Origin of the sequence: Alkalidesulfovibrio alkalitolerans DSM 16529, from assembly GCF_000422245.1 — a bacterium.
In the GTDB taxonomy this organism is placed as follows: Bacteria; Desulfobacterota; Desulfovibrionia; order Desulfovibrionales; family Desulfovibrionaceae; genus Alkalidesulfovibrio; species Alkalidesulfovibrio alkalitolerans.
The window spans coordinates 1-17,444 of the sequence record NZ_ATHI01000005.1; the positions used below are offsets into that span (position 1 = coordinate 1).

General features: G+C 64.7%; 12 protein-coding genes. 11 read left to right on the plus strand and 1 reads right to left on the minus strand.

Annotated elements, in window-relative coordinates:
• Window positions 1–842: 842 nt before the first annotated feature.
• Window positions 843–1,514: a recombinase family protein gene (locus tag DSAT_RS03000; RefSeq protein WP_020886108.1), complete on the minus strand. Its 672-nt coding sequence runs from the start codon at window positions 1,512–1,514 to the stop codon at window positions 843–845.
• A 228-nt stretch (window positions 1,515–1,742) separates the two neighbouring features.
• On the opposite strand from DSAT_RS03000, the gene DSAT_RS03005 reads away from it, so the two are divergent.
• The 11 genes from DSAT_RS03005 (at window position 1,743) to DSAT_RS15545 (ending at window position 17,354) form a co-directional block, all read left to right on the plus strand.
• On the plus strand, window positions 1,743–2,015 hold the full coding sequence (locus DSAT_RS03005; RefSeq protein WP_020886109.1) for a hypothetical protein: 273 nt from the start codon (window positions 1,743–1,745) through the stop codon (window positions 2,013–2,015).
• Between the two features lie 345 nt (window positions 2,016–2,360).
• Complete coding sequence (locus tag DSAT_RS03010; protein WP_161656089.1) at window positions 2,361–3,467, plus strand: hypothetical protein; 1,107 nt, start codon at window positions 2,361–2,363, stop codon at window positions 3,465–3,467.
• 1,130 nt (window positions 3,468–4,597) lie between these two features.
• Window positions 4,598–5,140 (plus strand): TRAP transporter small permease, encoded by a 543-nt coding sequence (locus DSAT_RS03015; RefSeq protein WP_020886111.1) that lies wholly within the window; start codon window positions 4,598–4,600, stop codon window positions 5,138–5,140.
• Window positions 5,137–6,420, plus strand: a complete 1,284-nt coding sequence (locus DSAT_RS03020) for a TRAP transporter large permease (RefSeq protein ID WP_020886112.1) — start codon at window positions 5,137–5,139, stop codon at window positions 6,418–6,420. The genes DSAT_RS03015 and DSAT_RS03020 overlap by 4 nt, the downstream gene beginning before the upstream one ends.
• Window positions 6,421–6,461: 41 nt before the next feature.
• Window positions 6,462–7,499 carry a TRAP transporter substrate-binding protein gene (locus DSAT_RS03025; protein ID WP_020886113.1) on the plus strand — a complete coding sequence of 346 codons (1,038 nt, stop codon included), beginning with the start codon at window positions 6,462–6,464 and terminating at the stop codon, window positions 7,497–7,499.
• Window positions 7,500–7,740: 241 nt separating this feature from the next.
• Entirely contained in the window at window positions 7,741–9,042 is a 1,302-nt protein-coding gene (gene thrC / locus DSAT_RS03030) for a threonine synthase (RefSeq protein ID WP_020886114.1), read from the plus strand.
• A 34-nt stretch (window positions 9,043–9,076) separates the two neighbouring features.
• Window positions 9,077–10,567, plus strand: a complete 1,491-nt coding sequence (locus DSAT_RS03035) for a pyridoxal-phosphate dependent enzyme (RefSeq protein WP_020886115.1) — start codon at window positions 9,077–9,079, stop codon at window positions 10,565–10,567.
• 3 nt (window positions 10,568–10,570) lie between these two features.
• Window positions 10,571–11,758, plus strand: a complete 1,188-nt coding sequence (locus tag DSAT_RS03040; protein ID WP_020886116.1) for a YgeY family selenium metabolism-linked hydrolase — start codon at window positions 10,571–10,573, stop codon at window positions 11,756–11,758.
• A gap of 2 nt (window positions 11,759–11,760) precedes the next feature.
• A complete protein-coding gene (locus DSAT_RS03045) occupies window positions 11,761–13,353 on the plus strand; it encodes an N-acyl-D-amino-acid deacylase family protein (protein ID WP_020886117.1) in 1,593 nt (530 codons plus the stop codon).
• Window positions 13,354–13,461: 108 nt separating this feature from the next.
• Window positions 13,462–16,770, plus strand: a complete 3,309-nt coding sequence (locus DSAT_RS15540; RefSeq protein ID WP_020886118.1) for a hypothetical protein — start codon at window positions 13,462–13,464, stop codon at window positions 16,768–16,770.
• On the plus strand, window positions 16,767–17,354 hold the full coding sequence (locus tag DSAT_RS15545; RefSeq protein WP_020886119.1) for a DUF1318 domain-containing protein: 588 nt from the start codon (window positions 16,767–16,769) through the stop codon (window positions 17,352–17,354). Before DSAT_RS15540 ends, DSAT_RS15545 begins: the two co-directional genes overlap by 4 nt.
• Window positions 17,355–17,444: the final 90 nt, after the last annotated feature.

Consider the following 17,444-nt stretch of genomic DNA (forward strand, 5'->3'; position numbering starts at 1 on the left):
CCACCACCACCACCACCACCAACGGCGCCCAACGACACCCCACACCAGGAGTAGTCAGAAACCCCCTCTCACGGGCGGTTTTGCCCTCTAGAATCGTTCCTCCTCACCTTTGTCTACCAGACCTCGCTAGGAGTAAACAGGCGGTCGAATTTTGGCGGAAAAATCCGTTGGGGTTCCCGAAATCGCCCCGCGCTCGTCAGCCATTGAAGCACTCCGTAAACTCGTTACCATGCCGAAGGTGATCGCTCCACTTGGCCGCCCCAAAAATCCCAAACACCCTCAACAAGGAGAAAGATGAACAAAGAGAAAAACCCAAGTCCACTTGAGGCCATCCGCAGACATTGCGTTGATGGTTGCATGAATGGATACGCCCGTATGGTCACTAGCTGTACGGCCAAAGATTGTCCAAGCCATCGGGCGCGACATGGACACACCCCGAAAGACGACCAACCCTTTTCCGCCGTCCAAACTTGCCGAGAGCATTGCCTTCATTGTGTCGGAGGTAGCCCTTCTGCGGCTCGGACCTGCCAACTCAAGACCTGCCAGCTTTACCCGTACCGGATGGGTAAGAACCCCAATCGAGCGAGGTCGGCGCATTAGGTTGTAGAACGTGGGTATAAGGGGGGGGCCAGATTACGATTCAAAACCCCCCTCTCACGGACGATTTTGGCCTCTAGGATCGTTCCTGGGGCAGTACCCCTTACCTCGCCCTCTGTTCAAAGGATGCGTCAAACCAGGCGACAAAATTCCGGGGCAAATTTCTGAAGGGCTACCCGAAAACGCCTCGCGGCCAAATTTTCCCCGTGTACCCCCCTCGTTCCATCTTTTCAAAACCAAAGGGGCTACCCCATTCGTTCACAGACTTTGCGCACGTTCTCCGAAGACCAAGCCTTCCCGCTGGTAGTTGTCACCCCTTGTTCGTTCAGGATGGCGGCAATCTCTTTGTAGGTTCGCCTCCCTTGCTTCGGACGTTTCCGGCGAAGTCTCTTGATCGTTCCCAGGACTTCCGGGGCTACCTCGGCCAAGGACTTGCGGCCCTCGCATTTACCCTCCCTATCCCTGACCGCCTCCCTGGCAGACCTGAGCTTCTTTACCAGCAAGCTACGCTCAAGCTCGGCGAACACGCCCTGAACCTGGACAAGAGCTTTCTTCATGGGATCGCCCATGATTGCGGCGGTAACGTCCTCTTCGGTCCTGGCCGATATGAGCTTGATTCCCTTGGACGCCAGGAAGATAGCAAGCTGTTCCTGAACCCGGTATTCCCTCGCTAGCCTATCCAGACCCTCTACCACGATCACGCGGACGCCGTTTCTCAGGATGGCGGATACCATGCTCTTGAAGGCTGGCCTTTCGGTTTCGTCCGTGGTCCCGGAGATACCCGCTTCCTCGAAGAACTCGACAAGCTCCATACCGTGGCGCACGGCGTATTCCTCGATAGTTTCCCGCTGCCGTCTGAATCCGTCGCCCTCGATCTGGCCCCGGCCAGAAACCCGAAGATACCCATACGCTTCCACGTCCTTCTCCCTTCAAAACTATTCGGCTTTAAGCTAGTGATAGCAAGGGCTGAGGGGTAAAGTCAAGGACAGTATCTAAAGAAATTGTCCTGTTGAAGGCCGTAAGCTGGAACATCCTGTCAACTACCAACTACCGAATAGTTGGTATATTAAATTTTCATTGACAGTCCGAAGTTCCGTGCTACAAGGGGAGAGTGGTAAAACCATTCAACACAAAGGACTACGCTCATGGGACACAAAGTCGGGGGCATTCATGTGATTATGGAGCACGGGCATGACGTTCGGGAGTTCGGTATTGAGCGGGAACAGAACACCCTACTTATGAAGACAGGCAAGCACAACGAAGGCGGGTTGAGGTTCTTCCCTATCGCTCACCTAACCCCGGAAGCACAGCAGCGTCTCGAATCCATCCACGGGCAGTTTGTCACTTTGCTACAGGAAGCGGCAGGGTTGATCTATGCTACTCCGCTCCATGAGCACGAGATACGCCAGGAGACATAACCAGCGGAAGGTAAGTGTTCACGGGCTGGCTCGGTCGGGCTGGCCCTTCCTTTGTTTTTTCGGACTAAAATGGTATGATATATCGTTTTTTGCGCGTACCTGTTCGCTTTTCCTCGAAATTCATGCCCCGGCCTGTTAACACATATACCACATTGCAGGCGCGGCAGACTGCCTCCACTACTACCTCCCATTTCCGCCCCGACTGACGACATGCTAAGCTGCTTGAACTTCCAAGCTTGTCAGATAGGGACCACGATTGCTACACACTCCACGCGAGGCGATAAATGAGCAGTAGCAATTCCAAATTCTCCACGGTCTTATAGAAAGGGAAGACCACTCGCCCGCATGGGCTTCACTGCTCAACGATCAAGCGCCATTTTTTCGGGAATGAAAGCGTCAGGATTGGTAATGGAGTATGAAGCCCGCAAGCACTCCACTCCTTTCAATAGGAAAGCGTGGACCACTCCTACCTTTTGGACTGCAACCCCGTCGCTTGTGAAGCTATGGGATTCAATGGGACTCATGCCGGAATGGTACAAGCGCGGCGCGGCGGCGGAAAGGATAATTCATGTCAGAAACCCTAAGACAAAGCGTCCTCTCCCCCAGGGTCGCTTAGGTAAAGATGAGCAAGAGCACGGTCGCCGAATCCAAAAGGTGAATCAATTGCTCTGGATTAATCCCGTGACTTTTGACATTGCGGCCATCCGGCAAGCCCCGGTAGCCGTCCAAGAGGCATTCGACCACCTGGGTAGAAAGGAACTTGACCGCACCAGAACCACCCTTTTCCGCTCCTTCTCAGGCGACAAGCAGCATGGCGGAAGGTTCTTCGGTCATCGCCTTCAGGATTTCCCGAAAGCCTTGCGTCGGGGAGAATACGTCAGGTTTGGGGGTGAACCCATCGCCGAACTTGACTTCAAGAGCTTCAATGTATCGCTCCTGTACGCGCTCAAGGGGCTTGATATACCGCCTCCATCTTTCGACCCGTACACCTGGGATGGATGCCCGGTGGAACGACAGACGGTTAAGCGCCTCGTCAATACGGCGCTGAACTGCAACACCCGACATTCCACCATACTAGCCACTCGGAGCGAGTTACAGAAGACGAAGCGTTACTCATCTCTAAGCGGTCAAAACTACTCCGTATATGACAACGCCGCTGATGATACTCCTTACGCAGTGCTCGAAGAATGCCTTGACAAGGCCCTTTCCAATCTCCCGAATGAAGTTCAGGAATTCTTCTTCACTGGATTTGGGACACGGGCGATGTGGTACGAGAGCGAAATTGCATTCAAGGTCATGGACAAAATGGTGAGCGATGGCTTGCCAATCATTCCGATACACGACGGCTTCGTTTGCCAGGAGCGCCACAAGGATCAGCTTTGGGAACACATGAAAGCCTCAAGTGCCGAGGTACTAAATGGAGCGGTCATCACTGTCCAGATCGCAGCCTAGCCGGGGCGGGTTACAGCTATACCCATTACCTTCCATGTGGTATGTGGGGAGGTAGTTCAGGTAGTATTGAACCCTCCGATATTCTCATAGATAGTATCAAAAAATGTCAGCATAGCCCTACTCCCACAAGGGCTAAGAGCCAGTCGATACAGCGCCGGGATATATCGAAACCGAGTCCCTTCCCATCCTCAAAGGCTCGACGGTTTGACAGCCGCCCTGCAAATTGGCCGGATTTCGAAACGATATTGAAGGCTCTCCCTCAATGGGTTATGAGACGAAGAACAGGGCGGATTTGACTGTCACACCCTGGTCACACCGGCTCTCACAGGTCGGCAGGTTCTTTGATTCAGGCAGTGATAACTACCCAAGATGCTAGGATTATTCCAAGCGAATCTTCCGCCGGACCTTGCTTCAGCCACAGGACTACGAATCCGTTGGTCGCACGTTCGAATCGTGCCGGGCGCGCCAAATTTAAGAGGGATATCAGTCAAATAGGCTGGTATCCCTCTCTGCATTGGTGGCGCGGAAAGTCACTCCGCCGTGTGCCGCATTTTTGTCACATCCACCGCCATCACTCCTGAATCATTAGCAATTAGCAAAAGAGCGGTCGATGCCTTCGGGAAGAGAAAATCGGCGGCGAGTATACACTATTTACACACCCCATAAACCTCTTAACTCCTTGCAAAAGCAACTTTAAGTCTTGGAATTGTCAAGCCAGCCTCCCAAGGGCAAATACAAAGTTTCCGACGGGGGTGCGTACTGTCGGCTAGCTAAGTTTTCGGACGACGCCCCGGCTTGTTCCATTCAATTTGAGGGACACCACGCCAAACTCTCATCAATTTCATCCCGCACGGCCTGCCTTGTCAAATCGCTGTCTCGCCGCAACCACCTTCCGCACTTCCTGGCGGCACCTCCACCACCCGCCACCCATTCCCAGATATCTGGCACCGCGTCTTGCCAAAAATGAGTCAACCGCGCTTGGAATGATTGCACTTTTGTAAAACTTCGCGCGGCCCACTCATTGAAATGCTTGACTTTTTCGCTGGTATGCTTTGTGCTCCCGCCCTGACCTCGTCGCCGCCGGAACGCACGCGCGGCGACGTCCATTTTCAAGGAAAGGTATCGACCGCATGACACATGACAACGGCTCCGGACATTCGCCGCTCGCCAGCGCGGTCGAACGGTTCGGGTACCGCCTCAACTGGCTGCTCGAACGAGTCTGCGCCCTACTCGTGGCGGCCATGATCGGCATCGTCTGGTTCGGCGTCGTGGAACGCTACTACCTGCACTGGGGCATGACCTGGGCCGAGGAGCTGGCCCGCTACGTGATGATCTGGGCCGCGCTCCTGGCCGTGCCGGTGTGCGCCTACCGCCGCGAGCACATCGGCCTGGACATCCTCTTCTCGCGCTTTCCCATCTCCTGGCAGCCAGGGCTCAGGCTCACCCTCGACCTGCTCGGCCTGGCCTTCTTCGTCTTCATGGCCTACTACGGCATCGAAATGGCCCGCCAGGGCGCGGGCCAGTTCGCCACTATCTTCGGCATGACCATGCTCGTGCCGTTTCTTTCCGTGCCGGTCTCCTGCGGGCTCACGGCCATGCAGATCGTCGTCTGCATGGTGCGCGACGGCGCGCGCATAACGCCTCTCTTCATCGAGAAGGAGGCGCGCCAGTGACCTTCGTCGTCATCACTTTCTTCGGCCTGATGCTCCTGGGCGTGCCCATCGGCTTCGTGCTCGGCATGGCCGGGGTCGTGGGCCTGACCCAGATCGGCGGGACGAGCTTTCTGGCCATGGCCCCCAAGCGCTTCTTCGAGGGCTTGGACATGTTCACCTTCATGGCCATGCCCTTCTTCATCCTCGCGGGCGAGATCATGAACCGCGTGGGCATGACCCAGCGCCTGGCCAACTTCGCTGACGCCCTGGTCGGCTACCTGCGCGGCGGCCTGGCCCACTCCAACATGATCGCCTCGGTACTCTTCGCGGGCATGACCGGCGCGGCCGTCTCGGACGCCGCCGCCTTCGGCAACACCCTGGTTCCGGCCATGGTCAAGCAGGGCTACAAGCGCCCCTTCGCCTGCGCGGTCACGGCCGCGGGCTCGATCATCGGCCCCACCATCCCGCCCTCCAACCTGATGGTCATTTACGGGTCGCTGGCGGGCGTCTCCATCGCCGGACTCTTTGCGGCCGGAATCCTGCCCGGCCTGCTCATCTGCCTGTTCTGCATGGCCCTGATCGCGGCCATGGGCCGCAGGCTGGGCCTGCCCAAGAGCCAGTCCGGGCCGAGCCTTTCCCTGATCCTTAGGAACTTCAAGGGCGCGATCATCGCCCTGGTCATGCCCGCCATCATCCTGGGCGGCATCCTCGGCGGCATCGTCACGCCCACGGAGGCCGCGTCCATCGCCGTGTTCTACGCCCTGTTCATCGGCGTGGTCGTGGAGCGCAACCTGCGCATGCACGACATGGTCCAGATGCTCATGCGCACGGCGCGCATCACGGGCGTGGTCTTCCTGATCATCGCCTCGGCCTCGATCCTGAGCTGGTGGATGACCTTCATGCAGATCCCGCAGCAGATCGCGGATCTCTTCCTCTCGATCTCGCACGAGCCGTGGGTCATCAAATCGCTCATCCTGGCGCTGCTCATCTGCGTGGGCATGTTCATGGACATCAACGCCGCGCTGATCATCCTCACGCCGGTCCTGGGCACGCTGACCATGGCCATCGGCATGCACCCCGTGCACGCGGGCCTGATGATCGTGCTGACGCTGAACATATCATTGATGACGCCGCCCGTGGGGGCCTGCCTCTTCGTGCTCTCCTCGGTCACGGGCGAGTCCATAGAGCGCATATCCAAGGCCTTGCTGCCGTTCATAGCCGTGCAGGTGCTGATCCTGATCCTGCTCACCTACTGGGACGGACTGGCCATGTTCTTCCCCCGGCTGTTGCTCGGCATGTGACCCGATACCGAACACGACAACCCTTTAAGGAGGCTTTGCTCATGAAGACCCTGCTCAAGACCCTGACCGTGCTGGCGCTGTGCGCCTGCATCCTGCCCTTCGCGGCCGCCGACGCCTCGGCCGCCAAGGTGCTGAAGCTGCACCACCTGAACCAGGACGATCCCTTCGACAACTCCACCGGCGCCATGGCCACGGTCTTCAAGAACCTGGTCGAGGCCGGCACCAACGGCGCGGTCAAGGTCCAGACCTTCCCCAACGGCCAGCTCGGCAAGGACAACGAAGTCCTGCAGCAGGTGCGCGCGGGCATCATCCAGTCCGGCATCCACTCCGTGGGCGGCTTCGCCTCGCTCTACCCGATGATCGGCATCGTCGACGTGCCCTTCGCCTTCCCCAACATCGCCGTGACCTACTCCGTGTTCGACGGTCCCTTCGGCCAGAAGCTGGCCGCGGACATCGAGGCCAAGACCGGCATGAAGGTGCTGGGCTTCGGCGACTCGGGCGGCTTCTTCCAGCTCTCCAACTCCAAGCGCCCCATCAAGAGCCCCGAGGACATGAAGGGCCTGAAGATCCGCACCATGGGCCTTGATACCCACAAGAAGATCATCGAGACCATGGGCGGCCAGCCCACGGCCATCGCCTGGGCCGAGCTCTACACCGCGCTGCAGACCGGCGTGGCCGACGGCCAGATGAACCCCATTCCCATCATCGCCTTCGCCAAGTTCAACGAAGTGCAGAAGTACCTGACCCTCACCGACCACCTCTTCGCCCCCTACGTGTGGGTGGTGAACAAGGACTTCTGGGCCAGCCTGACCGACGAGGAGAAGGTCATCGTGCAGGCCGCCGCCCGCTCGGCCATCGTGGCCGGCCGCGGCCTTGCCCGGGCCATCGAGGCCTCCGAGCGCGGCCTGCCCACGCTCTCCAAGAACATGCAGGTCAACGCCCTGACCGCCCAGGAGAAAGAGGTCTTCCGCCAGGCCACGCAGCCCACGCTGATCGCCTTCATCGAGCAGACTTACGGCCCCGAGGGCAAGGAGATGCTCGACGCCTTCCTGAAGGCCATCGAGGACGCCTCCAAGTAGCATGACGCGGCGCGCGGGCAGGGTGAACGCGCCCTGCCCGCGTCCGGATTTTTGGCAAGTTCCTTCCCCCAGGCCGTGCAAATGGCGCCGGGTGCAAAACGCACAAAAAGCCCAAGGCCGACCCGTAGTTCAAGCTACGCGAGGGTTTGAGCTTTTTGCGGAAAACCCGCAGGCGGCGCTTTTGGGACGGCCCGGCTTATTTCACGTTGCGCCCCGCCCTATGCGGGGATAGATGGTCGCCATGCAACCGCTTAATCTCGACACTACGTTCGTCACGTCCCTGCGCTGCGTGCTCTGCGGCGAGTCTCACGACCCGCGCGACGCGGAATACGTCTGCCCGCGCTGCGGCGACGAGGGCATCCTCGACGTCCAGTACGACTACGAACGCGCCCGCCCATTCTTCACGCCGGCGGCCCTGGCCGCCTCCACGGAAAGGGGCATGTGGCGCTACCGGCCGCTTCTGCCGCTGCCCGCGTCCGCGCCCGTGCCGCCGCTTGAAACCGGCATGACGCCGCTGTACGACGCGCCCCGGCTGGCTGCCGCGCTTGGCCTTGGCACGGTCCTGGTCAAGGACGACTCGCGCCAGCCCACGGCCTCGTTCAAGGACCGCGCGAGCGCCCTGGCCGTGGCCCTGGCCGGGCTTCGCGGCGCATCCGCCGTGGCCACGGCCAGCACGGGCAACGCCGCGGCCGCGCTCGCGGGCATGGCCGCCTCCACGGGCACGCCCTGCGTGATCTTCGTGCCCGCCTCCGCGCCCAAGGCCAAGATCGCCCAGCTTCTGGCCTACGGGGCCACGGTCTTCGCCGTGGAAGGCACCTACGACCAAGCCTTCGACATCTGCATGGCCGCCTGCCGCCGCATGGGCTGGTACAACCGCAACACCGGCTACAACCCCTACATGGCCGAGGGCAAGAAGACCGCCGCCTTCGAGATCTGCGAGCAGATGGGCTGGCGAGCGCCCGACGCCGTGTTCGTGGGCGTGGGCGACGGCTGCATCATCGCCGGGCTGCACAAGGGCTTCGCCGACCTTGCCGCGCTCGGCCTGATCGAACGGATGCCGAGGCTTTACGGCGTGCAGGCGGCGGGCAGCGACTTTCTGGCCCGCTGTTTCGAGACCGGACAGGACCCGCTGCGCGCCGCGCCCATCGAGGCCAAGACCGTGGCCGACTCCATTTCCGCCGGGCTGCCCCGCGACAGGATAAAGGCCATGGCCGCCGTCGTGCGCACGGGCGGCTCCTTCGTGCGCGTCGAGGACGACGAGATCCTGCGCGCCATCCCCGACCTGGCCGCGCACACCGGCGTCTTTGCCGAGCCCGCCGCGGCCGCGTCCCTGGCCGGGCTGCGCCGCGCGGCCACGGAGGGCCTCGTCGCGCCGCACGAGACGGTCTGCATCGTGGCCACGGGCAGCGGCCTGAAGGACGTGGCCGCGGCCGAGCGCGCCTGCGCGGCCCTCGGCAGACACACTATTTCCATGTCGCCCGGCATTCTCACCGACCAGCGGCTCCTGGACGAGGCGCTTGCCGCCGCGCGCCCAGCCCGTTAAATTTCACGAGAAAATCAATGATCGAGAGGACATCATGATCGACCTGACCGTCAACGAACAGCGCCTGGAACATTCCGTGGCGCGCGCCCGCGAGCGCGGCATCGTCATCCCCACCCTGGCCCAGATGCGCGACCCCTCGCTCGTGCCCGAGCCCATCCGCCGCCGCCTGCAGGGCGTGGGCCTGTGGGACCTGAACCCCCTGAACCTGTTCCGCATCACCTGGAAGAACGAGCCCACGGCCTCGGGCGGCGGCTTTAACGGCGTAAACCACATCGTGCTGCCGTCCGAACTGACCGGCGTGAAGGCCCGCATCGTGGTCCTGGCGGGCAAGTGGTTCCCCACGGGCGCGCACAAGGTCGGCGCGGCCTTCGGCTGCCTCGTGCCGCGTCTGGTCACCGGCCAGTTCGACCCCACCACCCAGAAGGCCGCCTGGCCCTCCACGGGCAACTACTGCCGGGGCGGGGCCTACGACTCCGCGCTCCTGGGCTGCGCCTCCATCGCCATCCTGCCCGAAGGCATGAGCCGCGAGCGCTTCGAGTGGCTGAACTCCGTGGCCGGAGAAGTCATCAAGACGCCGGGCACCGAGTCCAACGTCAAGGAGATCTTCGACAAGTGCTGGGAGCTGCGGCAAAGCGGCGACGACATCGTGATCTTCAACCAGTTCGACGAGTTCGGAAACTACCTGTGGCACTACTCCGTGACCGGCCCGGCCATCGAGGAGGCGATCAGCCCCCTGCTTTCCGGACCGCGCGGCGAGCGCCACGTCAAGGGCGTGGTCATGGCCACGGGCTCGGGCGGCACCCTGGCCTCGGGCGACTACATCAAGGCCCGCTACCCCTGGGCCAGGATCGCCGCGAGCGAGGCCCTGGAATGCCCGACCCTGCTCATGAACGGCTTCGGCGACCACCGCATCGAGGGCATCGGCGACAAGCACGTGCCCTGGATTCACAACGTCAAGAACACGGACATGGTCGTGGCCGTGGCCGACGAGTCGCCCATGAGCCTGATCCGCCTCTTCAACGAGCCCGCGGGCAAGGAATACCTGGCCGGACGCGGCATCGACGCCGCGCTCATCGACAAGCTCGACCTGCTGGGCATCTCCGGCGCGGCCAACGTGCTCGCGGCCGTGAAGTTCGCCAAGCACTACGAGCTCGGCGAGCACGATCTGGTGGTCACCGTGGCCACGGACTCCATGGAGATGTACGGCAGCCGCCTGGAGGAGATGCGCGAGGCGCGCGGCGAATTCGGGCCGGTGGACGCCGCCGTGGCCTTCGAACGCCACATGCTCGGCCAGGGCCTGGACAACATGCTCGAACTCTCCCACTGGGACCGCAAGCGCGTCCACAACCTCAAGTACTACACCTGGGTCGAGCAGCAGGGCAAAACCTACGAGGAGATCCAGGCCCAGTGGCACGACGAGGACTACTGGGAGTCCATCCCCCGCGCCATGCCCGAGATCGACAGGCTCATCTCGGACTTCAACGATCGCGTGGGCCTGCTCGGCACAATCCTCGCGGAAGGCTAGGGCATGAGCGAACAGCGCCTGCACGAACAGACGGTGGAGTTGACGCGCGATCTCATCCGCGCGCAAAGCCTCTCGGGCGAGGAGAAGGAGGCCGCGGGCGTTCTGGCCCAGGCCATGGAGCGCTTGGGCTTTCACAAGGTGCGCACGGACCGCCTGGGCAACGTCGTCGGTACGATCAAGGGCAACCGCCCCGGTCCCAAGGTGCTCTTCGACGGCCACATGGACACCGTGCCCGTGCCCGATCCCGCGCCCTGGACGCACGATCCCTTCGGCGGCGAGATCGAGAACGGCCGCCTCTACGGCCGGGGCGCCTCGGACATGAAGGGGGCGCTCGCGGCCATGACCACGGCCGCGGCCCTCTTCGCCGCCCGCACGGGCGGCGACTTCGGCGGAGAGGTCGTGGTCGCCGGCGTGTGTCACGAGGAGATCTTCGAGGGCATCGCCGCGCGTGAGATCAGCGCGGCGGAGAAACCCGACGTGGTGGTCATCGGCGAGGCCTCGGAGCTGAACCTGAAGATCGGCCAGCGCGGCCGGGCCGAGGTCGTGATCGAGACCAGGGGCGTGCCCGCCCACTCGGCGAGCCCCGAGAAGGGCGTCAACGCCGTGCTCAAGATGGCGGCTCTGCTCACGCGCCTCGAACAGACGCCCCCGGCGAGCCACCCCGTGCTCGGCCAGGGCATCAGCGTGTGCACGGACATCCTCTCCACGCCCTACCCCGGCGCGTCCGTGGTGCCGAGCCTGTGCCGGGCCACCTTCGACCGCCGCATCCTGGTGGGCGAGGACCAGCGGGCCGTGCTCGCGCCCTTTGAAGCCGCCATCGCCGAGCTTGCGGCCGTCGATCCCTCGTTCTCGGCCACGGCCGCCTTCGCGCGGGCCAGCGCCTCCTGCTGGACCGGGGCCACTATCGAGGGCGAACGTTTCTTCCCGGCTTGGCTCTACCCCCAGGATTCGGACTTCGTGCAGAAGGCCCTGGCCGGGCTGCGCGGGGCCGGGCTTTCGCCCGCCATCTCGCACTACGCCTTCTGCACCAACGGCAGCCACTACGCGGGCGAGGCGGGCATCCCCACCATCGGCTTCGGCCCGTCGCTGGAGACCCTGGCCCACACCATCGACGAATACATCGAGATCGAGCAGCTTCGCCTGGGCATGCTCGGCTACGCGGGCATCATGAGCGGCCTGCTCGGAGCCTGAGCATGGCGCGCACGCTCTTCGTCAACGCCCTGCTCGTGGACGGCCGGGGCAGCCCGGCGCGGCCCGGAACGCTGCTCGCGGACGACGGCGTCATCGCCGGACTCGACGTGTCGCGCGAGGACGCGGGAAGCGCGGCTAGGATCGTCGATCTGGGCGGGGCGGCGCTTTGCCCCGGCTTCATCGACACCCACAGCCACTCAGACCTGGTGCTGCTCCTCGATCCCCACGTTCCGGCCAAGCTCAGGCAGGGCGTGACCACCGAAATCCTCGGCCAGGACGGCATCGCCATGGCCCCCCTGCCCAAGGCCTACGTCGGCCCCTGGCGCAAGAACCTCGCCGGGCTCGACGGCGACTCGGACGAGATCGGCTGGGACTGGGAGACCATGGACGGCTACCTCTCCCTGCTCGCCGAACATGGCATCGGCCCCAACGCGGGCTGCCTGGTTCCGCACGGCAACGTGCGTATGGAGGCCATGGGCCTTGACGCCCGTACGGCGAGCGAAGCCCAGGTAAAGGCCATGGCCGACATCCTGGAGCGCGAGTTCGACGCCGGGGCGCTGGGCTTCTCCACGGGCCTCATCTACATCCCCTGCGCCTACGCCGACCGGCGCGAGCTTTCGGCTTTGTGCGCCGTGGCCGCGCGGCGCAAAAAGCCCCTGGTCATCCACCAGCGCAGCGAGGCCGACGACATCCTGGCCTCCATGGAGGAGGTCCTGTCGCTCGGCCGCGAGACCAGCGTGCACGTCCACTTCTCGCACTTCAAGCTGTGCGGCAAGAACAACGCGGCCAAGTTCGACCCCCTGCTGGCCCTGCTCGACGCGGCGCACGCCGAGGGCATCGCCGTGTCCTTCGACCAGTACCCCTACACGGCAGGCTCGACCATGCTCTCGGTGATCCTGCCGCCCTGGGCGCACGACGGCGGCACGGACAGGCTCTTGGCCCGTCTGGCCGATCCGGGCGAGCGCGCCCGCATGCGGCGCGACATCGCAAGCGGCCTGCCGGGCTGGGACAACTTCGTGGACTTCGCGGGCACGGACGGCATCTTCGTGACCTCGGTGCGCACTGCGGGCAACGCCTGGACCGTGGGCAAGAACCTCGACCAGATCGGCGAGGCGCTCGGCGCCGACCCCCTGGATGCAGCCATGGATATTCTGCTCGCAGAGCAAAACGCCGTGGGCATGGTCGATTTCTACGGCATCGAGGAGCATGTCGAGACCTTCATGCAACGGCCGGAGATGAACGTCTGCACCGACGGCCTGCTGCACGGCACCCCGCACCCCAGGGCCTTCGGCGCGTTCGCCCGCGTTCTTGGGCACTACGTGCGCGAACGCCGCGTCCTCTCGCTCGAGGAGGCGGTGCGCAAGATGACCGGCAAGGCGGCCGAGGTCTTCGGCCTTTCGGACAGGGGCGTGCTCGAACCGGGCCGCAAGGCCGACCTGGTGGCCTTCGACCCCGAAGCCGTCGCCGACACCGCGACCTACACAGCGCCCCGCTCCCATCCCAGCGGGATTCGCCTGGTCTGCGTCAACGGCGAGATCGAGGTCGCACACGGCCGCCAGAACCAGACCCTCTCCGGCCAGGTGCTGCGCGGCTGAACGCGCGCCGCGCAGACGCGCGGCCAGGCAACGCGAACGGGAAGCGCCGGGAGGCTTTGCGCCGCGCCCGGCGCTTCTCTTTCGCGCGCAATCTGCTAGGGTCTGGACATGCGCGACGACCCGACGCACGCCGCCCCCGAAAAGGCGGCCCCCCTCTCCGGCGACGACGCCGGACACGGCCCCCAAAAGCCCGCAAGCCCGCGCAAGCGCCTCGTGCGCCGCATGGCCCTGTGGTCGGCCGCGCTGCTGCTCCTTCTCGTCGCCGCTCTTGTCCTGGCGCTCGCCCTCGTCACCAGGAACCCCGATCTCGTGGTCCCCATCGCGCAGAACGCGGCCAGGACCGCAGGCATGGAACTGTCCATCGGCCACCTGGACCTCTCGATTTCACCCTTGCGCCTGGAAGTCCGCGAACTCTATTTCGACAACGACCCGTCGGCCGTGGACGGCGAAACGCTTCGCGTCCATCTGCGGCTGGAACGACTGGCCGTCACGGCCGCGCCCGGCGAATGGCCGCACGGCCCCTGGTTCGCCGAGGTCGAACTGTGGCAGCCGCGCGCGGAGATCGCGCTTGCCCGTGAACCGGACGAGACACCAGGGGAACCCTTCACCTGGCAGGAGGTGCTTTCGGCCCTGGGCCGCCTGCGGATCATCGACGGAGGCGCGCGGCTCGCCTTTGCCAACGGCGTATTTGCCGTGGCGGACCTCGACCTCGCGCTGGAGCCGGGCGGCCCGGACGGCGAACGGCCGTTCAGCCTCACAGCTCGCCCGACTTTCACGGACGAGACGCGGGAGACGGCTGTCTCCGGACTTTTGTCCGCCGGGGGAGTAGTCTGGCCGGACCTCGACGTCGACGCAACCCTTTCCCTGCTGGACGCAGAGCTGCGCACGGCCACGGCCTCGGGCAACTTCGAGACCGCTATTTCGTTGCGCAGGCAAGGCGAAACCCTGGACATCCCCTCCCTGAGCCTGACCGCAAACGGCCTGCGCGTGGTCCTGCCCGATGGCGCGGCGCGCGACCTGCCCGCCGTGAGCGCCACAGCCGCCGCGACCCTCAACCTGGCGGACGGCGCGTTCCACGTCCCCGGCCTGACTCTCGCGGCCGAGGGGCTGGCCAGCCTGAAAGGCCGAGGCGAAGGCGGGCCGGACGGATTCTCCGCGGCCGAGGGCAGCGGCCGGATCGACGACCTCGCGGCCGCGTTCGCGCTGCTGGGCGGCCTCGTTCCGGCCGACCTGCGCGACATGGAGCCGCGCGGCGCGCTGGACACGGCCATGACCCTGGACGGCGCGCGTCTGGCCCTTGGCCTTGCCCCGGACAGGCTCTCGCTCGACTGGCCGCGGTTCGGGCTCAGGTTAGACGTATCGGGCTCCCCGGTCCTTCGCGGCTCCCCGGGCGAGGAATGGGAGCTGGACGGCGACCTGCGGCTTCGCGGCGACGCGGATTTCGGCGGCGTGGCCCTGCGCGGGCTCGATGCGCTCGCCCGGCTCGGCGGAACCCTCGATGCCCCGGCCGTGCCCGATCTTCGCCTTGCGCTGCCCGCCAAGGGCGTGATCATGGATGGCGAGGCGCTGCCGCTCGGAGCCGCCGAGATCAAGGCCGCGCTTGCGCGCGAGGCGGACGGGACGCTCTTCGCGCGAGAGGTCGTCCTGCGCGAGGAACGGCTTGGCCGCTTCACGGGCGAGGCGGCCGTGCGGCCCGAAGAGCCCGGCCAAACCCGCGCGCGCCTTGCAAGCGGGGAGATCCAGCTCGCCGCGCTGGCCGCGCTCGCGCTCGATCTCGGCCTTGTCGAGGAAGCCCTGCCGCCGCTTTCTGGCCACGCCCGCCTGGACGTCCGCGTGCAGCCCGGCGCGCATGGGGCAAGGGCGGCCTGCGCCGTGCGCGTGGACAAGGCGGGATTCGCGACCCCGGACGGCCAGTGGCTCGCGGACGGCCTGAGCGGGGCGCTCGACTTGGCCCTTCCCCTGGCCGGACCGGACTCGGCCGAGGCCCGCCTGCGCCTTGGAAGGGGCGAGGTCCTGTACGGCACCATCTACCTCGATCTGGCGCAGACCCCCTTTTCCCTCTCCATGAACGGCGACCTCCATGGTTTCGACGATGTGCGCGAGGCGCGCGGCGAGATGGCCCTGGGCGGGCTGGCCCGGGTCGGATTCAGCCACGGCATCGCCCGCAGGGCCGCCCAGGGCGGCCTCGACTGGGGCCTGGGGCTTCGGCTGCTGCAGGCCGACCTGCCGGAACTGCTCAAAACCTTCGTCACGGACCCCAACTCCGTCTCGAACCCGGATCTCGCCCAACTCCACGTCATGGGCGCGCCCACTCTGAGTCTTTACATCCAAGGCCACGCGGACGACGGCACCGCGATCACGGGACGCCTGGGACTCGAAGACGGCTTCCTGGACTACGAGCCCGCGAGGCTTGCGGTGCGTGGCCTTACGCTGGACATGCCGCTGAACTACGTCTTCGGAGCGCCCGCCCCGGACGCGGCCGACGACGTGGCGCGCGGGCGGCTTTCCATCGACTCGCTCGCCATCCCTTCCGGCGAGACGCGAAGCGTCTCCGCCGCCATAGACCTCGCTCCCAACATTTTGCGCATCGACGGGACGTTGCGCGCGCCGCTTCTGGGCGGAGCGCTTTCGCTCTCGCGCATCCGCGTCCGCGAGCCATTGTCCGCGGATTTCCAGGCTTCGCTCGCGGCCGTGCTCGAAGACGGCGACCTGGCGTTCCTTGGCACCGAGCAGGCCCCGCTCGAAGGACGCATCGAGGCCGCGTTCGAGAGCGTGACTCTGACCCGCGAGCGGCTGGACGCGGACGGCTCCGTAGCGGGCGCGCTCTACGGCGGCGCGTTCAGCGTGGACGGAATCTTCGCGGACAACCCCCTGGCCCGCAACCGGGTCGCGGGCTGTTCGGCCGCGCGCCTGCGCGGGCTGGACATGGAGCGGTTGTCCCTGGCGCTGGGCATTGGCCGCGTCACCGGCCGCCTGGATATCGACGTGGAGGACTTTCTTGTGTCCTTCGGCCAGCCGCAAGGCTTCGACATGCGTATCCGCAGCGTGCCCACGGACGGCGTGCCCCAACTCGTGAGCCTCAATGCGGTCAACTCGATCTCCGTGGTGGGCACGGGCGAGGGCATCTCGGGTGTGGGGCTTTTCGCCTCGTTCTTCCGGGAATTCGGCTACGAGGCCTTGGGCGTCCACCTGATCCTGAAAAACGACGTCTTCAGCGTGCGCGGCTTGATCCGCGAGGCGGGAGTGGAGTATCTGATCAAGAGGCCGCCGATGTTCGGCATCAACGTCGTCAACAGCAACCCCGACAACCGCATCTCGTTCTCGGACATGGTGGAGCGCGTGCGGCGAGTCTTGCAGTCGGCCCCGACCGAGCAGGGCGTTCGGAAAGACGATCCCAAAACCAGGGAGGAAGTATGATCCGCAAGATTTCCAGGAGCATGGCGGCGCTCGTGGCGCTCCTTTTCGTCGGCGCCTGCGTCACGGTGAACATCTATTTCCCGGCCGCCGAGGTCAGCAAAACCGCCGACCAGATCGTGGAGGACGTGTACGCCGCGCCCGAAGGCGAGAATGCCGCCCCGCAAGGCGTGCCGCCGAGCAGTTCCCTGGCGCGGATGCTGGCTTCCCTCGTCTCCCCGGCCGTGGCCCACGCCCAGCAGGAGACCACCGTCAGCAACGCCGCCATCAGGGGGCTCAAGGACCAGATCGCCCAGAACCACCAGCAGCTCGTCCCCTTCTACAATTCGGGCAACGTGGGCATCGCTGCGGACGGCTCGCTCGCGCTTCGCAACAACGACGGTCTCTCGGTGCAGCAGGTGGCCTCGGTGCAACGGATCATCGCGGCCGACAACGCCGCGCGCAGGAACCTCTACGCGGAAGTGGCCAAGGCGCTGAACACCACGGAGACGGGCCGGGTCCAGGCCGTCTTCGCCCGCACCTGGCGCGACAAAGCCCAGTCGGGCTGGTGGATTCAGGAAGACAACGGAGCTTGGCGGCAGAAGTAGCGGACAATCCGGTCAATTTTCGCCGCGCGCGGCGGCCCGCTTCGGTTTCCGAGGCCTGAAGGCGGCCGCGCGCGGCCTAGTTGCGCGCTA

Excerpts from the sequence above, each read along its gene's own strand:
- DSAT_RS15540 (WP_020886118.1), top strand. The coding sequence starts at position 13,462 with ATGCGCGACGACCCGACGCACGCCGCCCCCGAAAAGGCGGCCCCCCTC.
- DSAT_RS03040 (WP_020886116.1), top strand. The coding sequence starts at position 10,571 with ATGAGCGAACAGCGCCTGCACGAACAGACGGTGGAGTTGACGCGCGAT.
- DSAT_RS03045 (WP_020886117.1), top strand. The coding sequence starts at position 11,761 with ATGGCGCGCACGCTCTTCGTCAACGCCCTGCTCGTGGACGGCCGGGGC.
- DSAT_RS03010 (WP_161656089.1), top strand. The coding sequence starts at position 2,361 with ATGGGCTTCACTGCTCAACGATCAAGCGCCATTTTTTCGGGAATGAAA.
- thrC (WP_020886114.1), top strand. The coding sequence starts at position 7,741 with ATGCAACCGCTTAATCTCGACACTACGTTCGTCACGTCCCTGCGCTGC.
- DSAT_RS15545 (WP_020886119.1), top strand. The coding sequence starts at position 16,767 with ATGATCCGCAAGATTTCCAGGAGCATGGCGGCGCTCGTGGCGCTCCTT.
- DSAT_RS03025 (WP_020886113.1), top strand. The coding sequence starts at position 6,462 with ATGAAGACCCTGCTCAAGACCCTGACCGTGCTGGCGCTGTGCGCCTGC.
- DSAT_RS03035 (WP_020886115.1), top strand. The coding sequence starts at position 9,077 with ATGATCGACCTGACCGTCAACGAACAGCGCCTGGAACATTCCGTGGCG.
- DSAT_RS03005 (WP_020886109.1), top strand. The coding sequence starts at position 1,743 with ATGGGACACAAAGTCGGGGGCATTCATGTGATTATGGAGCACGGGCAT.
- DSAT_RS03015 (WP_020886111.1), top strand. The coding sequence starts at position 4,598 with ATGACACATGACAACGGCTCCGGACATTCGCCGCTCGCCAGCGCGGTC.